The organism is Haloleucobacter ellipsoideus, from assembly GCF_052491725.1.
Genome location: NZ_JBQWAR010000019.1, coordinates 199589 through 219891, shown reverse-complemented (window position 1 = coordinate 219891; position 20303 = coordinate 199589). Strand labels below are relative to the sequence as shown.

Sequence of the window (20303 nt, the reverse complement as noted above, 5' to 3'; positions counted from 1 at the left end):
CATGTTGAATTGGGTGCGTTGCAGATCTAGAATGTGAAATAGGCGGACAGCTGCTCTCGCCTGTCGTATTTCTGGAGTTCTGCCATGGCCCCGGCCAGCATCGAAATCTCTCCCAGGCCCCTGCGGGAAACGCCTCGTGGCCGCATGGAGCCGTTGGCGCGTCTGCCGGTGTTCTTTGGCCTGAAAGGGCGGCGTGTGCTGGTGATGGGTGGCGGTGCCGCAGCGGCGTGGAAGGCCGAGCTGGTTTCCGCCGCCGGGGCGCAGGTGGATGTGGTTTCACCCGATATTGGCCCGGAACTGCGCCAGCTTGCCAAGGCCCCGCCGGAAGGCGCCGTGGTGCTGCATGAGCGCTTCTGGACGCAGGAAGATCTGGAAGGCGCCACCCTCGCCATTGGGGACAGTCCGGATGCGGAAGACGTCGCCCGTTTTGTGGCGGCGGCCAAGGCTGCGGGTGTGCCGGTCAACATGATCGACAATCCCGAACCGAGCGATTTCACTTTCGGGGCCATCGTCAATCGCTCCCCGCTGGTGGTTGGCATTTCCACGGATGGTGGTGCGCCTGTCTTCGGGCAGGCGGTGCGCGGGCGTATCGAGGCGCTCCTGCCGGCTGGTTTTCGGGGCTGGGCGCAGGCGGCCAAGGAATGGCGCAGCGCCGTGACGGATCTCCCGAACCGCGCCCGTCGCAATTTCTGGGAGCGGTTTGCCCAGCGCGCCCTGCGCATGCCGGAACGGAGCCCTTCGGCGCAGGACCGTGATGTTCTGCTGGATGGCGTGAATGCGCCTGCGGCGTGCTCTGGCGGCTCCGTGGTGCTGGTGGGGGCAGGGCCGGGCGACCCTGAGCTTCTGACGCTGAAGGCCGTGCGCGCGCTGCAATCAGCCGATGTCGTGCTTTATGACAATCTCGTCTCTTCCGAAGTGCTGGATTTTGCCCGGCGCGAGGCCAAAAAGATGCTGGTCGGGAAGACCGGCCACGGCCCATCCTGCAAGCAGGATGACATCAACCGCCTGATGGTGAGTCTTGCCCGGGAAGGCCGCCGGGTGGTGCGCCTGAAGGGCGGTGAGCCGATGATTTTTGGCCGGGCGGGAGAGGAAATCGCCGCCTGCCTGAAGGCCGGCATTCCGGTGGAGTCCGTTCCCGGCATTTCCGCGCCACAGGGGGCCGCGAACCGGCTTCTGGTTTCGCTGACCCACCGGGACCATGCCCGCCGCCTGCAATTCATCACCGCCCACGGACGCGATGGCCGCTTGCCGAAGGATCTGGACTTCCGGGCCCTGAGCGATCCGGCGGCAAGCACCGTGGTCTATATGCCCAAGCGCACGCTGGGTGCACTGATTGGGGAGCTGGAGCGGGCCGGGGTTGATCTGTCCATGCCGGCCCTCGCGATTTTCGGGGCGACGCGGCCAGAGGAGAAGGTCGTCGCTGCCCCGCTGGGCGGGCTGGTGGCGGCAGTGGAAAGCGCGATCAGCGATGGAGCTGATGGTCCCTGTCTGGTCCTGTATGGGCATGCCATGGCCGAGGCGGCAGCGCTGGCGCTGGGGCCGGCAGATGAAGCCGATGACCGGCTGGCGGCCCGGGCCGTGTAAGCGGCGCCTGTTTCAGGCTGGCGAACATGGAGAATGCAAAAGCTCCGGCACAGTGCCGGAGCTTTTCTGTTTCAGATGTCTGATGAGCGCAGGACAGGATGGCGCATGCGCCTCACCCGCCAGAAGGCATCAGGCCGGCATCTGGTAATCCAGCCACTTGCCCTGGGGCAGGTCATAGAGGCGGCCGGTGCATTCCAGAGCGGGCAGGCACAGGGGCAGAATGGCCTGGGCGGCGGCCTCGGCCGTGGGCAGCGTGTCCGGGTCCTCACCGGGGAAGGCCTTGGCGCGCATGCGGGTGCGGGTGGGGCCGGGGTTGAACATGTTCACGCGCAGGGCGCTCTTCATCGCCTCTGCCGCCCATGTGCGGCCCATCACCTCAAGCGCCGCCTTGGTCGCCGCATAGGGGCCCCAATAGGCCTTGGCCTTGTGCGCCGCGCCGGAGCCCACAATGACCGCCCGTCCATGCGGCGAGAGGCGCAGCAACGGATCAAACGAACGGATGCAGCGCCACTGGGCGGTGAGATTGGAAGCGACCACATCATCCCAGTCCTTCGGGAGCACATGGCCAAGGGGGGAAAGCGGCCCGAGCACGCCGGCATTGGCGACATAAACATCCAGCCGCTGGTAGCGTTCAAACAGCGCGCCGCCGAGACGGTCTATCCCGTCACCATCCTTCAGATTGAGCGGCACCAGCGTGGAAGAGCTTCCAGCGGCCTTGATGGCGTCATCCAGTTCTTCCAGCCCGCCTTCGGTGCGGCCGACGGCCACCACATGCGCTCCGGCCCGTGCAAGCTCCACGGCGGTGGCAAAGCCGATTCCGCGTGTCGCACCCGTCACGAGGGCAACCTTTCCGTCCAGCGGGCGGGTCGAATCGGCAGGGGTGGCGGAAGGGCGGGCAGAGGGGTCTGTCATCGATACTCTCATTCATGGTGACGCGGGCAAGAGAGCCGCAATCGGCGGCCCTGTCCAGCCACGCAATGCCGCGCTGTGATTCAGGCTAGAGCCAGCCGCGCCATTTGAAAAAGACATAGGGCAGGATACCGGAAAGGATCATGCCGGTAACGGTGATGGGGTAAGAATAGGTCCATTGCAATTCCGGCATATGGGCAAAGTTCATGCCGTATATGGATGCAATGAGGGTGGGGGGCATCAGTACCACGGAGAGAACCGCGAAAATCTTGATGATGTTGTTCTGCTCCAGCCCCACAAGGCCAATGGTCGCATCCAGCATGAACTGCAGCTTGCCGCTGATGAAGGCGGCATAATCGGAAAGGCCGGACACATCCCGGCTCATGGATTTGACGCTGGCTTTCGATTCCTTCGTCACGCTCAGCCCGCCGGTATCGGCCCCGAGAAATGAGACCAGCCTTTGCAGGGAGGCAAGGCTTTCACGCGTTGCGGAAACAAGCCTCTCCTTCCGGCCGATTTCGGAAAGAATCTCGCGGTGGCGCTGGCTGGAGTTTCCCCCCTTTTTCTCCGGCTTCTGGTCGAAGACACGGCGGGAGAGCTGGTCCACCTCAAGGCCGATCTGCTCCAGCATGTCGGCGCTGCGGTCGATCACCGCCTCAAGGATTTCAATCAGAATCATCTCGCCGGAAATGCCGGCGGGGCAGGCGCGGGCCAGATGGGTGGATACGGCCTGAAAGGCCCGCGGCTCCGTATAGCGCACCGTGATGAGGCGCTTGCCCGCAAGAATGAAGGTGACAGCCGCAGCCTCCGGGCTTTCATCGCTGGCGCGCGAGAGCAGGGATGCTGTCATGTAGCGCGCGCCATTCTCGATATAGAGACGGCTGGACTGCTCGATCTCCACCATTTCCTCGCGGGTGGGAATGCCAATGCCGGTGGCTTTCTCCACCAGTGCATCCTCCTCCGGCGTGGGGCTCAGCAGATCCACCCACACCGCATCGGGCGGAAGGGGCTGGCGCAGGTCTGCCTGCTCGGCATGAAGGCGTCCGGGAGCGGGGATATAGGAAACGATCAAGGCCAGTCTCTTCCGCAAGGCTTGGAAACAGCGCTGCACTGTGTGGCAAAGCCGCAAAAGACGGAAGGGGCGGCAGATTTCAGCTCAACATAAAAATACGGCCCCGCTGACGGTTTTATACCGCAGCGAAGGCCGCCAGAACACCATCGCCTCTGCTGGAGAGGCGGCTCCTCCTTCGCCCGTTCGCGAGGGAGGAGGGAATCAGCTCACGACGAAATCAATATCCCGCAGGGTGACAATCCGCTTGCCGAGCTGGGCGGGCGTGGTGGCGGCTGTGGTGGTGGCCTTCTGGCTCGCCTGGCGTGCTGCCGCGGCGACGGCGGAAATGCCGATTTCACGCCACTGCTGGTCCTGCGCCTGACGCTTGTGATCCGCTTCCTTGCGTGCCTGAAGCGCCTGCGACTGTTCGGTAGACATGTCCTTCTCCTTCGCGACGCCGCATCTTCATATGCGGCACCTGCCTAAAGACGCTCCTGATATGGACAACAACTGCGTCAAAACTATGCAGAGGATCTGTCTTCTCTGGGGTCTAAAGATGAGAAAGCACGGTATTTCTTGAGAATGTCCAAAAGGACATGGTGAAAGATTGGTCACTGAGACATTTATGCAACTCTTTCCGAGAAGCGAGGCGCATAGTGCGGGTAGGGCCTTCTAGCGTGCCGGACATTGGGTTAATTCACACTTTAACGGAGGTTCGTTCCTCCTTGTGATGCCTGTGGAAGGGGCGGAAATGATGTGGCGAGCGGCCGGGGCGTTACTGCTCGGATTGACTCTTGGCGGTTGCATGAATGCGACGATGTCTCCGACACCGGACAGCGTTCTCAACCCGCGTGACAAGCAGTTGCTGGCGAATGCGCCTTACACGAAGGTACGGCCGCAGAACCAGTATGCGCGGCACTTTGTGGACTATAAGACCAACAAGAAGCCGGGCACGGTTATTGTCGATACACCCAACAAGTACCTCTATCTCGTCCAGGAAGACGGCAAGGCCGTGCGCTATGGCGTGACAGTGGGTGAGGAAGCGCTTGCTTTCAGCGGTACGGCAAAGGTTGGCCGCAAGGCGGAATGGCCGGGCTGGACCCCGACGCCTGCGATTCACTCGCGCATTCCCGGTCTGCCGGCCTATGTCACCCCCGGGCCGCATAACCCGATGGGGGCCCGCGGTCTCTATCTCTACCAGAACGGGCGCGACACCCTCTATCGCATCCATGGCACCAACCAGCCGGAACTGCTGGGTCAGGCAATCTCCTCCGGCTGCATCCGCATGCTGAATGAGGATGTCATCGATCTCTATAATCGCGTGCCGGTCGGCGCTGAGGTTGTGGTGCTCTGATCGATATTTGGGTTGCTTGTTGATCCTGAAAGGCGTCGCTCCATGGGCGACGCTTTTTCTTTGTGTCATGCCATGTGGAAGACAGCCGGACACAAGCAAAAGCGCGCCTCGGGGTGAGAATTCCACGAGGCTTGTCCTTTTCACCATGAGATGGCTCAAAGTCCGCGCATTTTCCGTAGGGGCATGGAAATGCCGCCCTGTGTCAGGGCAGGGCAAGGCTTCAGGGGGCCGGTTCCGGTCTATCGGGAGCCTGAGGCTGTCTCAGTCTTCCGCCTCCCGGGCGGGAATCTCCGGCCGAGCGGGTGGAAGCGGGGCGGATTTTTCGATCTGATTGCCGTTGCGGGCGGGTTCAGCCGTGGGGGTGCCCATTTCGGTTGCACTGGCCCGCACATAGCGGCGTTCCGGCGTCGTGCTGCCCGGCAGACGCCATCTGCACAGCTTGAAACCATTGCGCCTCTTGGCCAGATCCACATGGATATGGTCTTCGTGATAACCATCAGAGCCCGGCCCGAGAACTGTGGTGAAGCGGCGGCAGGCGCTTTCCTTCATCGCGAGGGCAAAGGCATTCGGCATGCCGCGCGGTGAGACGGAGATGGAGCGTCCGTCACTCAGCACAAAGCCGCCCACATCCATGGCATTGCCATATCCGTGTTCACTGACGCGGGCGCCCGACTTGCGGTTCTGGCCGCGGCATGAAAATGACGATGCCACACGCAGGGTTTCAAGTCTGGCGCCCAGCTTCTCAATGTCCGGGGCCAGATCCTCGCGGGTCCAGTCGGCAATCGCCACCACCATTTCGCAGCTCATGAGGGCTGCCGGCTTGAAGCTGATGCTTGATCCATCATCCAGCTGCACGGCCGTGAGACTGACAGCTTCACTCAGGGCGCAGGGGCGGGGAACTCTTGGGGAGGCAACGCGCCGGGCCGTGATGATTCCGGCCTCGGCCAGAGCCGCACACGCACCCGGAAGGCCGGACGCGCTGGCGCGCTGGGGTTCGGGGGGCTCAGGAGTCGGGGTCTGAGTCGGGGCAACGGCTGGAGTTTCCGCCTCTGCCACATCATCTGCCTGTTGCTGCAACTCTGGCGGCCGCGTGGGCGGCAAGGGCGCCTGCGCTGCCACACTGCTTCCCATCATGCCCAGCAGGGCTGTTGCAACAAGTGCAATATGTCCGGGCCGCGCTGAGTCGCGAATCTGGCGGGATGGGGGTGTCTGGCGATTCTGATGGGATGGCTCAAGCATGGCCATCATTCATAAGGTGCTCTGGCTGGTCGGTCGATCTTCTGATCAAGGGCAGGGGGCGCTAATTTGCCTGATGGGCAAGGTTCGCATGCCGCGTGGCCGGGATGCCACTTCTGAAGATGGGAGGTCTGGCTGTAACCGCCCGCAGATACACGCATGACGCGCGTCTCTATTCGGCGGCAGCCCTCAACGGGTGAGACGGTAGAGACCCGCCATGGAAGGCGGCCCTTCCGTGAACACCTCATTGCGCTCGACCAGATATTCAAGATGCGCAAGGACGGTGAGCGAGGCAGCATCAAATAGGCGTGGGTCAAGCCCGATATAAATGCGGCGGACCAGATCGGGGATCGTTTCCGGTGCGCGATTCAGGCTGCGTAGAATGGCGGCCTGCCGCGCCAGCCTGTGGTCCAGATAATCGCGCACAAAGGAAGGGGCCTCACGGACAGGGCCGCCATGACCGGGCAGATAGATCTTCTCGGGGCGTGCACCGAGGATCTCCAGTGAGCGAATATAGTCACCCATGGAGCCGTCTGGCGGGGCGACAATGGATGTGGCCCAGGCCATGACATGATCACCGGAAAACAGCAGCTGGTTTTCGGGCAAAGCAAATGCAAGGTGATTGGCGGTATGGCCGGGGGTGGCGATGGCCTGCAGGGTCCAGCCCGGGCCGGTAATCGCATCACCATCCGCCAATATGATGTCGGGATGGAAATCGGTATCCGCGCTGGCATCGAGCGGATTGACTTCGCCAATATAAAGGGGCCGGGCCGCGATATGGGGACCCGCTCCAACCGTGCGCGCACCGGTGCGGGCCTGAATGGCGGGGGCTGCGGGCGTATGGTCGTGGTGCGTATGGGTGGCAACGATATGCGTCACCTCTTCCCCGCGCACGGCGTGCAGCAATGCCTCGATATGGGCAGCGCTATCCGGGCCAGGATCGAGGATCGCAACCTTTCCCTGTCCGATGATGTAGCTGCAGGTCCCCGTATATGTGAAGGGGGACGGATTGGGCGCCACGATGCGGCGAACCAGCGGTGTGATCTGGTCTACCCGGCCGGCGGGGGCGTCAAAGTCACGCTGGAAGGCAATCTCTGCACTCATGGGGGCAGATTAAGATGGATTGGAGGCCATGGAAACCTCCAAACGGTTCAGACAAAGAAAAACCCGCTGCTTTCGCAGCGGGCTTTCCCAACAAGGTGATCTTTAAGATCAGAACTTGTAGTTCACACCAGCCTTGATGGTGTGGAACTTGTTGTCGTGCTCGTAGGAAGGAGCGCCGAACAGCAGGGCAGAGTCGTCAGCCTTGGACTTGCCGAGGTCGACATACAGGTACTCAGCCTTGAAGGTCCAGTTGTTGGTGATCGCGTACTCGGCGCCACCACCGATCGTCCAACCCCAGCGGGTGCTGGACTCGCTGACGCCAGCGAAGTTGTTGGAGATGCCGTTGAGGCCGTTCTCGAACTTGGTCTTGCCGTAGGCGGCACCACCGGTGATGTACGGCAGGAAGCGGTCATAGGCATAGCCGAGACGGGCGCGGATCGTGCCGAAGTAGTCGAGCTTCACGCTGGCGCTGTCGCCGCCCAGCCAGTTTTCCTGGTACTTGGCTTCGATGTCGGACCACTGCAGGTCAGCCTCGAGGCCGACAACGACGTTGTTGGCGAGCTGATAGTTGTAGCCGATCTGACCACCGACGAAGAAGCCGGAGCTGTTCAGGTCAACGCCCGGCAGGGTCGTCGGAGCCAGGGTGCCGTAGCTGACGTCGGTCTTGCCGCCGCCGAAGCCGAAGTTGGCACCGATGTAGAAGCCGGTCCAGGAGAACACGGGGGCCGGGATGGCCTTGACCGGGTACTTCACCGCCAGGTCGGCGGCAGCAGCCGGAACAGTGAGCGCAGCCACAGCGACAGTGGCGAGAAGAATCCGCTTCATAGTAATCCCCTTATGGATTAACCGACCGAGATCGGGGTCTTGAAAAGTGAACGCTGCCCGCTGGGGCCCGTTCAGTGAGATTGTTGTAGCAGGGCCCGATGCACCTGTCCGTCGCTTTCATGCAACAGTGGAGGGAAATGAGAATGCTCAAACCCACATTTTCCCCACCTGAGTACCGTTCAGTCTGAAAAGGCTTTGGTGCGTTATAATGTACGCGCTGCGAGGCCGCGTATTGTGTAAATGAATTGTAAATATTGGCGGGATGAGCGTGCCACTTTCTTGCCACGATACGGTCAAAAACGGACCCGGCCCTTGGGGAGATCCATGATGAAGCGGTTGGAAGGCTTTTATTTGATGAGATTCTGCCAGTCATTTCTTGTCACAATTGGGGCTTTGATGAGCATAGTTCCCGCAGAAATGATGATTAAAAGTGAGGCGCTTGCATCGGAAATGCCGCGAACTCTCTCCATGAGTTGCAATCAGACGGTAAAGCTTGTGGCAAAGAGTGGTGCGATTGTGCTGAGAACTGGAGAAAACACCTATGACCGGTATGTGAGGGATCTCCAGTTCTGCGACCTGGGGGATTCGCTGCGGCCTGAATGGGTGCCGACTCGCGATAATCCTCAATGCTTTATCGGCTATACCTGCTACTTGCCCCACATTGACAACTGGCCGAACTGATCTGTCGGCACCATGAAAAAGGCCCGCCATTGGCGGGCCTTGTCATTTGTGCGGTCTGGAATCGCTCAGCCAATGCCGCGCTGCTTCAGGATGATCTCGATTTCTTCCAGAACCGTGGGGTCATCAATCGTTGCGGGAACCGACCATGAGTCGTGATCGGCAATCTTTTTCATGGTCCCACGCAGAATCTTGCCGGAGCGGGTCTTGGGCAGGCGATCCACGGTCACCGCCAGCTTGAAGGCCGCCACGGGGCCGATGCGGTCGCGCACAAGGCCCACCAGTTCCTTCTCGATGGTCTCGGTCGGGCGGCGTTCGCCAGCCTTCAACACCACGAATCCGCAGGGCACCTCGCCCTTCAGCGCATCCTTCACGCCAATCACGGCGCATTCGGCCACATCCGGGTGGGAGGCGATGACCTCTTCCATGCCTCCAGTGGAGAGGCGGTGGCCGGCGACATTGATGATGTCATCCGTGCGGCCCATCACGAAGATATAGCCATCCTCATCGATGAAGCCGGCATCCGCGGTCTTGTAGTAGCCGGGATAGTCCAGGAGATAGCTTTCCTTGAAGCGCTCATCCTGCTGCCAGAGAGTCGGCAGGCAGCCGGGAGGGAGCGGGAGCTTCACGACGATGGAGCCCATCTCGCCAGCCGCAACCGGCTTGGAGGCTTCATCCACCACCTGCACGTCATAGCCGGGCATCGGCACGGTGGGCGAACCGAGCTTGATGGGCAGAAGGCCGAGGCCGACAGGATTCGCGGCAATGGCCCAGCCGGTTTCCGTCTGCCACCAGTGATCGACAACCGGAACGCCGAGTCGCTCCTCGGCCCATGTCACGGTGTCCGGGTCCGCCCGCTCGCCGGCAAGGAAGAGTGTGCGCATGGAAGAGAGGTCGCGCCCTTCCTTGTATGCGCATTCCGGGTCTTCCTTCTTGATGGCGCGCAGGGCCGTGGGCGCGGTGAAGAGGGCGGCAACCTTGTGCTCCTCGATCACGCGCCAGAACGCGCCGGGATCAGGCGTGCCGACAGGCTTGCCCTCATAGACGACAGTGGTGCCGCCAATCAGCAGGGGCGCATAGACAATATAGGAGTGCCCGACCACCCAGCCGATATCGGAGGCCGCCCAGAAAACCTCACCCGGCTTGATGCCGTAGAGATTCTCCATGGTCCAAGTCAGCGCCACCATATGCCCGCCGGTGTCGCGCACCACGCCCTTCGGCTTGCCCGTCGTGCCGGAGGTATAGAGAATATAGAGCGGGTCGGTTGCCGCCACTTCCACGCAGGCGGCGCGCCGGCCTTCCGCCTTCATGGCCGCACAGGCCTGCGCCCAGTCATGGTCGCGCCCTTCCACCAGAGTGCCCGGCCCCTGCTCGCGCTGCAGCAGCAGGCAGGCTTCCGGCTTCACGGCAGACATGCTGATCGCCAGATCCAGCAGCGGCTTGTAGGCGACAACGCGGTTCGGCTCGATGCCGCAGGAGGCGGCCAGAATCACCTTGGGCTCGGCGTCTTCTATGCGGGTGGCCAGTTCCTTGGCGGCGAACCCGCCAAACACCACCGAGTGGATCGCGCCGATACGGGCGCAGGCGAGCATGCCCACCAGAGCTTCCGGCACCATCGGCATATAGACAAGGACGCGATCGCCCTTGGTGACGCCCAGTCCCTCAAGCACGGCGGCGAGCGCGCTCACATCATCCAGCAGCTCATTATAGGTGATGGTGCGCGTGGTGCCGGTGACGGGGCTGTCATGGATGATCGCAACCTGCTCGCCGCGCCCGGCCGCGACATGGCGGTCAACGGCATTGTGGCAGGTATTGGTGGTGGCCCCCACGAACCAGCGGCCATAGACGCCCGCATCCGCATCAAAAACCGCTGTGGCGGGCTTGATCCAGTCCACTTTCCTGGCCGCCTCTCCCCAGAAGGCGGTCGGGTTTTCGCGCCAGTTGGCGTAGGTCTGCCAATAGCGGCTGGTCGATGTCTGTTCCATTGGCGCTTCCTCTTCCCCGCAGTGCGTTTGGTGTTCTTAGAGCCACTCGCCGGGGGGTGGTGCAAGTACGCACTAGTGCGTAAGACCTTTGTATGACATATCATTGTCTTATTTCGGGTCCCCGGCGCGGTTCTACTATATTGCTGATTGCAATGCCCTTTTCTGCTGGATAGTGTCACGCCGGATTTCAAGGCTCTGGCCTCTCGTCGGGTCCGGCGGGGTGCTATGACAAGCTCATGTGATATTGAGGGGCATCATGGTAGGCAGCATCTATGATCTGTATCTTGATCGTAACGCGGCTAATTTCCGGCCATTGACCCCGATCGGGTTTCTGGAGCGCTCCGCCAGTGTGTTTCCGGAGCATACTGCCATCATTCATGGCAGCCTGCGTCGCAATTATCGCGATTTTTATGCCCGCAGCCGCCGTCTGGCCTCGGCCCTGACAAAGCTGGGCATCGGGCGGGGCGACACGGTTGCCGTCATGCTTTCCAATGTACCGGCCATGCTTGAGGCGCACTATGGTGTGCCGATGACCGGAGCGGTGCTCAACTCGCTCAATACGCGGCTGGATGCCGCCATTCTGGCCTTCACGATCGACCATGGCGAGGCCAAGGTGGTGATTACCGACCGGGAGTTCTCCCCGGTGATGAAGGTCGCGCTCGCCATGAGTGTGCGTAAACCCATTGTCATTGATTATGACGACCCGGAATATGACGGGGCGGGAGACCGCATCGGGCGCATGGAATATGAGGAATTCCTCGAAACCGGAGACCCCGATTTCGACTGGCAGTCCCCCTCCGACGAGTGGGATGCGATTGCGCTCAATTACACATCCGGCACCACGGGTGATCCGAAGGGCGTGGTCTATCACCACCGGGGCGCGCACCTTCTGGCCGTGGGCAATGTGGTGACCTGCTCGCTGGGCAAGCATCCTGTCTATCTGTGGACGCTGCCCATGTTCCATTGCAATGGCTGGTGTTTCCCCTGGTCCATCACGCTGGTGGCGGGCACCCATGTGTGTCTGCGGCAGGTGCGTGCGAAGGCGATGTATGATGCCATTGCCGATTATCGGGTAACGCATATGTGCGGCGCGCCGATCATCATGTCGACCCTGCTGGGCGCGCCCGAGGAAGACAAGCGGGCGCTGCCGGGCAAGGTGGAGTTCATCACCGCCGCCGCTCCGCCTCCGGAGGCCGTGCTGGCCGCCATGCAGGATGCCGGCTTCAATGTGGTGCATGTCTATGGTCTCACGGAAGTCTATGGCCCCTCCGTGGTGAATGACTGGCATGCCGAGTGGGATGCTCTTCCGGCCAATGAGCGCGCGGTCAAGAAGGCCCGTCAGGGTGTGCGTTATGCCGCCATGGATGCGGTGGATGTTCTGGACCCTGAAACCATGCAGAGCGTGCCTGCCGATGGTGTGACGCTGGGTGAGGTGATGTTCCGCGGCAATGTGGTGATGAAGGGTTATCTGAAGAACCCCACCGCTACGGATGCCGCTTTCGCCGGCGGCTGGTTCCATTCGGGCGATCTGGGTGTGAAGCACCCCGATGGCTATATCCAGCTGAAGGATCGCTCGAAGGACATCATCATCTCCGGTGGCGAGAATATCTCGTCCATCGAGGTTGAGGATGCGCTTTACAAGCATCCGGCCGTGAGTGCGGCGGCCGTTGTCGCCAAGCCCGATGAAAAGTGGGGTGAAACGCCTCTGGCCTTTGTCGAGCTGCGGGATGGCGCCGAGGTGACGGCCGAGGAACTCATCGCCCACTGCAAGCTGCATCTGGCGCACTACAAGTGCCCGCGCCACATTGTTTTCGAGGAAATTCCGAAGACATCCACGGGCAAGATCCAGAAGTTCCGCCTGCGCACGCTGGCGCAGCAGCACTAGAACGCAACGCCTTTTGGGCGGACGACATGCAAGGCGCAGGCTCCCTCTCAAGACGGGCCTGCGCTTTTTCTGTTCCGGGGCATGCTGGCGGTGCCTGTCAGGCCACATGACATCCGGGCGGTGAGACATCCCAGAGGTGATCCTGCCAGGGCAAGCGCCTGAAAATGGGCCGCCTCTCTTGCGGTAATACTTTGCGCTCCGTTATGTGGGTGCAGCATCCCCAAAGGTGCATCCGTGCTCTCCAGAACGGGATAGAACGTGACATCTCCTCCTTCCGGCAAACCCGGCCAGATTACTGATCTCACCTATTATGTCATCGCCGCCTTTATCGGTGGACTGACTGGCGTTCTGGGTTCTGCCTTTCATCTGATCGTGGGGCGCTCCTATGAATGGTCGCGCCACTTGCCGGAGGTGATCGGGCTGGAGGGGCTGCCACTTTATGTTGCGATGGCTGTTTTCGTTGCCGCCATGGTGTGCGGAGCCGTTGCCCTGGTGCGCAATTTCGCGCCGGAGGCCAGCGGTTCGGGGGTGCAGGAAATCGAGGGTGCTCTGGTCGGTGTGCGCGAGGTGCGCTGGACACGTGTCCTGCCGGTGAAGTTCGTGGGCGGGATCATGTCTCTCGGCTCCGGCATTGTCGGCGGGCGTGAGGGGCCAACCATCCATATGGGAGCGTCCATCGCGAAGGCGTGCAGCTCCCTTTTCACCATGAGCGTGCGCGAGATGCGGGCGCTGCTGGGGGCAGGCGGCGCGGCCGGGCTCACGGCGGCCTTCAATGCGCCGATCGCCTCCATCATTTTCGTCATAGAGGAAACGCGCAAGGAGTTTCCCTATACCTTCCGCACCTATAGCGCCGTCATCATCGCCTGCACCTGCAGCGCGCTGGTCACCACGGGCATCACCGGCACCGTGCCCTATATGGCGCTGAGCGCGCCGCATATGCCGGTTTATTTCATGCCGGTCTTTCTGGTTCTGGGGTGTGTGCTGGGGGTTGTCGGCGTCCTGTTCAACCGCTGCATCCTTTGGGGGCTGGATTATGCGCAGCACATGTCGCTGAAGGTCTCGCCCTATCTGCTGCCGGCATTGCTGGGCTGTGCCGTTGGCCCGCTGCTGGTGATCTTTCCCGAGGCAACCGGGGGTGGAGAGCCGCTGGCGGTTGCCATCGCCAATCATCCGCTGCCTTTCGGCATTCTCGGCCTTGTGGTGCTGGCGCGCTTCTTCATGTCTGTGGCCAGTTATTCGGTCGGTGCGCCGGCTGGTATCTTTGCCCCCATTCTGGGGCTGGCCACCTGTATCGGCGTGTTTCTGGGCTGCATGCTGGAGTTTGTGATGCCCCTGCCGGAAGGCGCCATCATCGCCTTTGCGGTGGCGGGCATGACAGGGCTTTTCTCCAGCACCATCCGCGCGCCGCTGGTGGGGGTGGTTCTGGTTCTGGAGCTTACCGGCACCTATTCCCTGGCGGTGCCTTCCCTTGTGGCGGCGTTCAGCGCGAGCATCATGTCGCGGGCGCTGGGCGGGCGGCCGATTTATGAACTGCTGCTGGAGCGCACCTTGCGCCTTGCCGGCCAGAGCACCGTGCTGCCGCCTCCGGATGAGGCCGAGGCGGAAAATCCTGAAGATGAGGGAACCAGGGGGCGGCCGGCGCGTTGATCCCGCAAGCGCGGTCATCGCCCCTCCTCCTGGATCGCGCATAGGCGCGGTCGCCTCCCCCCATGGCGGCCGCGCCGTTGTTCACCGCCCGTGCAACGTGACAACTGGCATGCGGACAGGGCTGCCACATTCGGCTATGAATGCGCCGGCTGTCAGGAACAGCACAAGGGGAACGCAGATGATTCGCGATATTCTGGTCAATCTATCCCAGGGTGTGGAGAAGGATGCTGCCTGCACATTTGCGGCAAGTCTTGCCACGCATTTCGGCGCGCATCTGACTGCTGTTTCCATTTCCTATGAGATTGATGTGCCGCCCTTCTATATGGGCGCACTGCCGACAGACTTCATTGAAGCCCAGCTCAAGGAAAATGAGACCGCAGCGCATAATGCCGAGATGCGCTTCCACAAGCTGATGGCAGAGCGGAACCTGCCGCACGAAATTCGCACGCTAGGAGCCTCTCTGGGGCTGGCGGCGCAGCAGTTCACCTATATGTCCCGTCTGTTTGATGTGACCGTCGTGTCCCAGCCCAACCCGGACAGGCCGGGCCCGGAGGAGGTGATTGCCGAGACGGTTCTGCTGGAATCCGGCCGGGCCATTCTGGTCATCCCCCATGCCTATGAAAAGCCGTTCTCCAGCTCTCATGTGATGCTGGCCTGGGATGGCGGGCGCGCTGCGGCCCGTGCGCTGGCAGAGGCATTGCCGCTGCTGCATCAGGCCAATACGGTCGACATCATCCGCATTGGCGCGGAAGAGGATGAGGACCCGGAAGCGCAGGAGGTCATCCGCCATCTGGCCCGCCACAAGCTGAAGACGGAAGTGCGCTGCCTGCCATTGGCGGCGGGGCAGTCCGTCTCCACCGTACTTCTGGATGAAGTGCGGGCGCGGGGGGCGGATCTGCTGGTGATGGGCGGCTATGGCCATTCCCGCCTGAAGGAAATGGTGATGGGCGGGGTGACGCGGGAAATCTTCGCCACCATGACCGTACCGGTGCTGATGGCGCATTGAGCGCCTGATGGCTGATTGCGCGGGGTGCTGGCCATTTCAGGCCGTGCGCCGCGTGGTCTGTTGCGAAGGCGGGGCTGTTTCCCGCCTTCATGCCCAGCCGAGCTGTGCCGCCTTATCAGGATGATGAGCTGGCGCGGCTCCAGGGCAGGATGAAGGGCTGGCCGTGGCGATGGCCGCTCTCGATCTCGATATTATAGATGGCGCGCAGCCGCTCCGCTGTCAGGACATCCTCAGGGGTGCCAATGGCGGCAAGATGGCCCTGATGCGCCAGTGCGACATGGTGGCAGAAGCGCGCCGCCAGTGTCAGATCATGCAGTACCACCACCACGGTCACTCCCGCCCGGGCCTGTGCGGCCAGAAGCTCCATGACATGGAGCTGGTGGTAGGGGTCCAGCGCAGCCACAGGTTCATCTGCCAGAAGCACCCGGGCCTCGACAGCCAGTGCCCGAGCGAGCAGAACGCGCATCCGCTCGCCACCGGAAAGGGTTCCAGTGGTGCGCCCGGCAAGGTTGCCCACCTCCGCCGCTGCCATGGCGCGGGCTATGGCCGCGGCATCTTTCTGCGGGTTGTGGTCATGCGGCAGGCGCCCCAGCGCAACCACATGCTCCACCTTCAGCGGCCAGTGAATGTTCCCGCTTTGCGCCAGATAGGCGACAGAGCGGCCCATTTGGCGGCGGCCGAGATTTTCTGCCGAGCGGCCATCATAGAGCACCTCTCCGCCAGCCGGCGCCTCAAGCGCGCTCAGCGTGCGCAGAAGAGTTGTCTTGCCAGCCCCGTTTGGTCCCAGAAGACCCAGCATTTCACCGGGGCGGGCAACAAGGTTCACCCCGTCCAGTATCGTCCGGCCGCCACGCACGACGCGGACATCGCGTGCCTCGACAATCATTCCGCCTCCCGCCGCAGGCGCAGCAACAGGGCAAGGAAGAAGGGCGCGCCGATCAGTGCTGTGACCACGCCTATTTTCAGCTCCGGCCGGGTTGGAATCAGGCGGACCACTATATCCGCACCCAGAACAAGGGCCGCCCCGGCAAGCCCGCTCACCAGCAAAAGCCGGCCGGGGCGATGGCCGACCAGCGGCCGCAACAGATGCGGCACGACAAGCCCCACAAAACCGATGGTGCCGGAAACCGCCACCGCCGCCCCGACCGCCGCCGCCGTGCCGGTGATGACCAGCAGGCGGATACGATGGAGGGAAAAGCCAAGGCTCACGGCGGTATCCTCACCCAATGTCAGGGCCTCCAGCCCACGCCGGGTGGAGAGCACCAGCACGGAGCCGATGATGATGAAGGGCAGGGCAAGCGCCACATGATCCAGGCTGCGATCGGCCAGGGAGCCCATGAGCCAGAACACGATTTCGAGCGTGGCATAGGGGCTGGGCGAAAGGTTCAGCGCCAGCGCCGTCAGCGCCCCGGCAAGGCTGTTTATGGCGATGCCGGCAAGGATGAGTGCAGTGGTGGAAATGCCCCGCTGGGCCAGAAGCAGCAAAATGGCGGTTGACAGCCCTGCACCCGCGAGCCCGCCAAGCGGCAATGCGAGCGGGAACAATGCCGCCGCGCCAAAATAGAAAGCGCCCACCGCCCCCAGCGCCGCGCTGCCGGAAACGCCGATAATGCCGGGATCCGCCAGCGGATTGCGGATCAATCCCTGCAAGGCCGCTCCCGTAAGCCCAAGGCTGAACCCCACAAGCATACCCAGCAGGGCGCGCGGCAGGCGCAACTGGAGGAAGATGAGGCTTGCCAGCCCCTCTTCCCCGGTGCGCAGTTCATGGCCTGCGGCGTGCCAGTCAAGAGGCGCATAGCCGACGGCGAGGGAGATCACGAACAGCACGGCGACCAGCAGGCACAGAAAGCCCACGAGCACAGGCAGGGGCAGGCCGGATGTGGCCGGAGCAGGGGGAAGGGAATCAGCCTGATTCATCACTTGTGCCCGCTGCCCTGCTGCGCCATTGCGCTGCGCGCTGCTTGCGCACCGGCTGCAAGCCTTTGATAAGCCTCTGCCAGCTGCGGGCCGACACAGGCCCACATGCGCGAGGGCAGGGCCACTGTCTGCGCCTCTCCGGCCGAATGGGCAAGGGCCGGATGCTGCATGATGGCCCCGGCCATGGAAGGCGGGGCATTGGTGTCCTTGTCCAGAACCAGAACCTGCGGGCGTGCGCTCACAATCTCTTCCAGTGGCAACTGGCCGAGGCGATCAGGAGAGAGGCGGGCGGCCACATTGTCCAGCCCGGCCCGCTGCATCAGGTCATCTGCCAGCGTGTCGCGTCCGGCGGTGAAGCCATTGGGACGGACGACAACCGTGCGTGGGGCAGGGCTTTCCAGCTCTGTCCGCGGGGGGATGACAGCCTGAAGGGAACGGATCATCTCCTCTCCCTTTTGCGGAACACCGAGGCGCCGGGAGACGGTGCGGATCTGCGCATAGGCTTCATCCATGGATTGCGGGACACCCAGATCCAGAACCTCGATACCGAACCGCTGCAGGGTCGCGACCGTATTGCGGGTGGTGAAAGCACCGGCGATGACCAGATCCGGTTCAAGCGGAATGATTTCCTCGGCCAGCCCGCGATTCGAGGGAATCCCCTCCGCCAGCTCCACCACATTCGAGCTGATCGGGTCATGCGCCAGCGATGTGACGGAAACGATGTGTTCACGCGGGGCAAGCTGAAAGACCAGCTCATCCGCGCACAGATTCAGGGAGACAATGCGCCGGGGCGGAGCGGAGGGCTGCTGCCCGGCGGCCTGTGCGTTTGCGGCAGGTATCAAGGTGACGATCACCGCGAGAAGCGCGGCAAACACATATCCCCGCATCATGAATGCGGGGATATGTCTGAACAGACGAAGGGGCATGCCGACATGTGCCGCGCGGCACCTGAAGCGTGTAGAGCCTTCTGGCCGGCATGCCATGATGTTGCGCCTCAATAGGTGACGCGCACACCCGCATAGGCTGCAAAGCCCGGCGCGAGATAGCCGCGCGGCTCCTCGTAGCCTTCATCAAACAGGTTGTCGAGGCGACCATAGACCGACAGATTCTGGTTCACCTCGTAATTGGCGGCAAGATTCACGAGCGTATAGCCACTCTGCTTGACGATCGGGCCACCGGAACGGCCGGTATCCCACCAATCGGAGAGGTAGACCAGCGTTGCGGCCAGGGTGAGCTGGTCCATCGGCTGCCAGTTCATGGTCACGCTGAACTTGTTGTCCGGGCGACGCAGCAGGTAGCAGGAGCCATCGCCGCGCTGCTTGCAGCTTGAGGATGACATCTCATAGCCAATGGCCTTGGTGTAGGTGTAGTCCGCCCGCACGGAGAACTGGTCGTTCAGCTCAAGGGCGGCAAAGGCTTCCACACCATAGGTCTTGGCGCGCTGGGCGTTCTCATAGCCATTCGAGGTGAAGGCGATGAGGTTCGTCAGGTCATTGCGGAAGTAGGTGGCGCCGAAGCTCACGCGGTTGTTGAGCGCCTGCTGCTCGAAGCCGACATCCCAGCCCTTGCTTTCTTCCGGCTGAAGATTGGCATTGCCGATGGGGCCCCAGGAGGAGGCCGGCGCATAGAGCTGATACAGCGAGGGCGCCTTGAAGCCCGTGCCATAGGTGAACTTCAGCTTGGTGCCGGTTTCCGGAATGAGCAGGGCAGGGGCGATACGCCAGGTGGTGTGATCGCCATAATCGTCATCGCTGTCATAGCGAATATTGGCGGCCACGAACAGGCGCTCCCAGAAGGAGGACTGCAGCTCGGCATAGCCGACCGTATCACCGGTGCTGATGCCCCACGGCCCGTCCGGCGTGTTCGTCATCTTCTCGTTCTTGCGCTCCACACCAACGAGAAGGTTCTGACCCGGCATGAAATTATAGTTGGAACGCCAGTAGTAGGTCTGGCGGTCACCATCATAATCGTAATCGTTGTAGTAGCCGGAATTGTCACGTGAATAATTGGTGGAGGAAATGCCGAACGTGCTGATCAGCTTGTCATCCAGCGCCTTCCAGATGCCTTCACCCTTGTTGATGAAGAACTTGCCATGGGCAAAGCCCACACCCTCGGGCACGGAGGTCGAGGTGGTGAAGTTCAGGCGGGTGTCGATATAGCGCGCGGTATAGTTCAGCGTCAGATTGTCGGTCAGGTCGAAATCGAAGCGGCCGGAGAGGGTCCAGTTGTCATTGGCATTGTCATAAGCCGGAACGCCGGGAGAAAGCACATAATCCGGCGTGACCTTGATGGCGCTGCTTTTGAAATGCCCGAAATTCAGGTTGTACGAGAAGCGGTCCACCGCGCCGTTCAGGGTCGCGCCCTGGTTGAAGGTGCGCATCGAGCCACCTTCCATGAAGCCGGAGATGGTGCCCGGCCCCTGGCCGCGTGCGGTGGTCATGGCAATCACACCACCAATCGCATCGGAGCCGTAAAGGCCGCTCTGCGGACCGCGCAGCACTTCGATGCGGGCGAGGTCATTGGTGAACATGTTGCCGAGATTGAACGCCCCGTTCGTGCTGGAGGGATCGCCAAGGTCGATCCCGTCCATCATGATCTTCACCTGGCCGGAATCCGTGCCGCGGATGAAGACGGAGGTCTGGCCGCCGGGGCCACCGGTCTGCACCACGTTCAGGCCGGGCGTTGTCTGAAGCGCATCGGGGAGGCTGCGCCACTGCTGCCGTTGGATTTCCTGCTGGGTGATGACCGTGACGGAGCTCGCCACATGGCTCTCGGGCGTGGGAATGAGGGTGGCGCTGACCACCACATCCGGCAGGTTGATCGCCTCGGAGGATGAGGTCTGGGTGCTCTCTTCCTCAGTCTGCGGCGCAGATTGGGCCAGGGCGGGCTGCACGAGTGCGGGCGCGGCTGCCACGAGGGCGAGCAGACTGGCGCACATCAGCGCGTTGCCACGGCGCGCGCGATAGGGCTGAAGGGAAAAAAGAGACTGGAAGACCGGCATGAAGACCTCTGGCGGGACGCCTTGTGGACACGTCACCGCGAGAGAGGAATGCCTGCCTGGCCGCCGGAGCATCGACCACAGCACGTTCTTCCACCATCAGGGAACCCCGCCTGACAGGCTC

General features: G+C 62.3%; 17 protein-coding genes. 6 read left to right on the top strand and 11 right to left on the bottom strand.

The genetic code is table 11. The annotated features are described in order from the left end of the window. The first annotated feature begins 84 nt into the window (after positions 1-84). On the top strand, positions 85-1584 hold the full coding sequence (gene cysG / locus ACT6QG_RS11120; protein ID WP_444977635.1) for a siroheme synthase CysG: 1500 nt from the start codon (positions 85-87) through the stop codon (positions 1582-1584). Positions 1585-1713: 129 nt separating this feature from the next. Here cysG and ACT6QG_RS11115 read toward each other — a convergent pair whose 3' ends face one another. The 3 genes from ACT6QG_RS11115 to ACT6QG_RS11105 form a co-directional block, all read right to left on the bottom strand. Further along, positions 1714-2496, bottom strand: coding sequence for an SDR family NAD(P)-dependent oxidoreductase (locus ACT6QG_RS11115; RefSeq protein ID WP_444977634.1), 783 nt, complete (start codon positions 2494-2496; stop codon positions 1714-1716). A gap of 85 nt (positions 2497-2581) precedes the next feature. After that, positions 2582-3565: a magnesium transporter CorA family protein gene (locus ACT6QG_RS11110; protein WP_444977633.1), complete on the bottom strand. Its 984-nt coding sequence runs from the start codon at positions 3563-3565 to the stop codon at positions 2582-2584. A gap of 201 nt (positions 3566-3766) precedes the next feature. Continuing rightward, a complete protein-coding gene (locus ACT6QG_RS11105) occupies positions 3767-3982 on the bottom strand; it encodes a hypothetical protein (protein ID WP_444977632.1) in 216 nt (71 codons plus the stop codon). Between the two features lie 379 nt (positions 3983-4361). On the opposite strand from ACT6QG_RS11105, the gene ACT6QG_RS11100 reads away from it, so the two are divergent. After that, on the top strand, positions 4362-4898 hold the full coding sequence (locus ACT6QG_RS11100) for a L,D-transpeptidase (RefSeq protein ID WP_444977631.1): 537 nt from the start codon (positions 4362-4364) through the stop codon (positions 4896-4898). Positions 4899-5159: 261 nt separating this feature from the next. On the opposite strand, the gene ACT6QG_RS11095 is transcribed toward ACT6QG_RS11100, so the two are convergent. From ACT6QG_RS11095 to ACT6QG_RS11085, 3 genes are all read right to left on the bottom strand, one after another. After that, on the bottom strand, positions 5160-6029 hold the full coding sequence (locus ACT6QG_RS11095; RefSeq protein ID WP_444977794.1) for an extensin-like domain-containing protein: 870 nt from the start codon (positions 6027-6029) through the stop codon (positions 5160-5162). A gap of 294 nt (positions 6030-6323) precedes the next feature. Next, the gene (locus ACT6QG_RS11090) at positions 6324-7238 is read right to left on the bottom strand and encodes an MBL fold metallo-hydrolase (RefSeq protein ID WP_444977630.1); all 915 of its coding nucleotides are present in this window, start codon (positions 7236-7238) and stop codon (positions 6324-6326) included. Positions 7239-7346: 108 nt separating this feature from the next. Continuing rightward, on the bottom strand, positions 7347-8063 hold the full coding sequence (locus tag ACT6QG_RS11085; protein ID WP_444977629.1) for an outer membrane protein: 717 nt from the start codon (positions 8061-8063) through the stop codon (positions 7347-7349). Between the two features lie 324 nt (positions 8064-8387). Between ACT6QG_RS11085 and ACT6QG_RS11080 the strand changes: the two genes are divergently transcribed. After that, complete coding sequence (locus ACT6QG_RS11080) at positions 8388-8744, top strand: hypothetical protein (protein ID WP_444977628.1); 357 nt, start codon at positions 8388-8390, stop codon at positions 8742-8744. Positions 8745-8809: 65 nt separating this feature from the next. Here the strand turns inward: ACT6QG_RS11080 and ACT6QG_RS11075 are convergent, their stop codons facing one another. Next, positions 8810-10726, bottom strand: a complete 1917-nt coding sequence (locus ACT6QG_RS11075; protein WP_444977627.1) for a propionyl-CoA synthetase — start codon at positions 10724-10726, stop codon at positions 8810-8812. A gap of 256 nt (positions 10727-10982) precedes the next feature. Between ACT6QG_RS11075 and ACT6QG_RS11070 the strand changes: the two genes are divergently transcribed. The 3 genes from ACT6QG_RS11070 (at position 10983) to ACT6QG_RS11060 (ending at position 15264) form a co-directional block, all read left to right on the top strand. Then, entirely contained in the window at positions 10983-12611 is a 1629-nt protein-coding gene (locus ACT6QG_RS11070; RefSeq protein ID WP_444977626.1) for an acyl-CoA synthetase, read from the top strand. A 258-nt stretch (positions 12612-12869) separates the two neighbouring features. Continuing rightward, complete coding sequence (gene clcA / locus ACT6QG_RS11065) at positions 12870-14258, top strand: H(+)/Cl(-) exchange transporter ClcA (RefSeq protein WP_444977625.1); 1389 nt, start codon at positions 12870-12872, stop codon at positions 14256-14258. 178 nt (positions 14259-14436) lie between these two features. Then, a complete protein-coding gene (locus tag ACT6QG_RS11060; protein WP_444977624.1) occupies positions 14437-15264 on the top strand; it encodes a universal stress protein in 828 nt (275 codons plus the stop codon). A 115-nt stretch (positions 15265-15379) separates the two neighbouring features. On the opposite strand, the gene ACT6QG_RS11055 is transcribed toward ACT6QG_RS11060, so the two are convergent. From ACT6QG_RS11055 to ACT6QG_RS11040, 4 genes are all read right to left on the bottom strand, one after another. Continuing rightward, positions 15380-16150, bottom strand: a complete 771-nt coding sequence (locus tag ACT6QG_RS11055) for an ABC transporter ATP-binding protein (RefSeq protein ID WP_444977623.1) — start codon at positions 16148-16150, stop codon at positions 15380-15382. After that, entirely contained in the window at positions 16147-17181 is a 1035-nt protein-coding gene (locus ACT6QG_RS11050; RefSeq protein WP_444977622.1) for a FecCD family ABC transporter permease, read from the bottom strand. Before ACT6QG_RS11050 ends, ACT6QG_RS11055 begins: the two co-directional genes overlap by 4 nt. Beyond that, complete coding sequence (locus ACT6QG_RS11045) at positions 17181-18056, bottom strand: ABC transporter substrate-binding protein (protein WP_444977621.1); 876 nt, start codon at positions 18054-18056, stop codon at positions 17181-17183. Before ACT6QG_RS11045 ends, ACT6QG_RS11050 begins: the two co-directional genes overlap by 1 nt. Before the next feature lie 119 nt (positions 18057-18175). Beyond that, entirely contained in the window at positions 18176-20182 is a 2007-nt protein-coding gene (locus ACT6QG_RS11040; protein ID WP_444977620.1) for a TonB-dependent receptor plug domain-containing protein, read from the bottom strand. Positions 20183-20303 lie beyond the last annotated feature (121 nt).

What these genes read in the sequence shown, in the direction of transcription:
- ACT6QG_RS11115 (WP_444977634.1), bottom strand. Translation starts at nt 2,496, where the DNA reads ATGACAGACCCCTCTGCCCGCCCTTCCGCCACCCCTGCCGATTCGACC.
- ACT6QG_RS11080 (WP_444977628.1), top strand. Translation starts at nt 8,388, where the DNA reads ATGATGAAGCGGTTGGAAGGCTTTTATTTGATGAGATTCTGCCAGTCA.
- ACT6QG_RS11050 (WP_444977622.1), bottom strand. Translation starts at nt 17,181, where the DNA reads ATGAATCAGGCTGATTCCCTTCCCCCTGCTCCGGCCACATCCGGCCTG.
- ACT6QG_RS11095 (WP_444977794.1), bottom strand. Translation starts at nt 6,029, where the DNA reads ATGGGAAGCAGTGTGGCAGCGCAGGCGCCCTTGCCGCCCACGCGGCCG.
- ACT6QG_RS11105 (WP_444977632.1), bottom strand. Translation starts at nt 3,982, where the DNA reads ATGTCTACCGAACAGTCGCAGGCGCTTCAGGCACGCAAGGAAGCGGAT.
- ACT6QG_RS11040 (WP_444977620.1), bottom strand. Translation starts at nt 20,182, where the DNA reads ATGCCGGTCTTCCAGTCTCTTTTTTCCCTTCAGCCCTATCGCGCGCGC.
- ACT6QG_RS11100 (WP_444977631.1), top strand. Translation starts at nt 4,362, where the DNA reads ATGTCTCCGACACCGGACAGCGTTCTCAACCCGCGTGACAAGCAGTTG.
- ACT6QG_RS11055 (WP_444977623.1), bottom strand. Translation starts at nt 16,150, where the DNA reads ATGATTGTCGAGGCACGCGATGTCCGCGTCGTGCGTGGCGGCCGGACG.
- ACT6QG_RS11070 (WP_444977626.1), top strand. Translation starts at nt 10,983, where the DNA reads ATGGTAGGCAGCATCTATGATCTGTATCTTGATCGTAACGCGGCTAAT.
- ACT6QG_RS11060 (WP_444977624.1), top strand. Translation starts at nt 14,437, where the DNA reads ATGATTCGCGATATTCTGGTCAATCTATCCCAGGGTGTGGAGAAGGAT.
- ACT6QG_RS11085 (WP_444977629.1), bottom strand. Translation starts at nt 8,063, where the DNA reads ATGAAGCGGATTCTTCTCGCCACTGTCGCTGTGGCTGCGCTCACTGTT.
- ACT6QG_RS11075 (WP_444977627.1), bottom strand. Translation starts at nt 10,726, where the DNA reads ATGGAACAGACATCGACCAGCCGCTATTGGCAGACCTACGCCAACTGG.
- cysG (WP_444977635.1), top strand. Translation starts at nt 85, where the DNA reads ATGGCCCCGGCCAGCATCGAAATCTCTCCCAGGCCCCTGCGGGAAACG.
- ACT6QG_RS11090 (WP_444977630.1), bottom strand. Translation starts at nt 7,238, where the DNA reads ATGAGTGCAGAGATTGCCTTCCAGCGTGACTTTGACGCCCCCGCCGGC.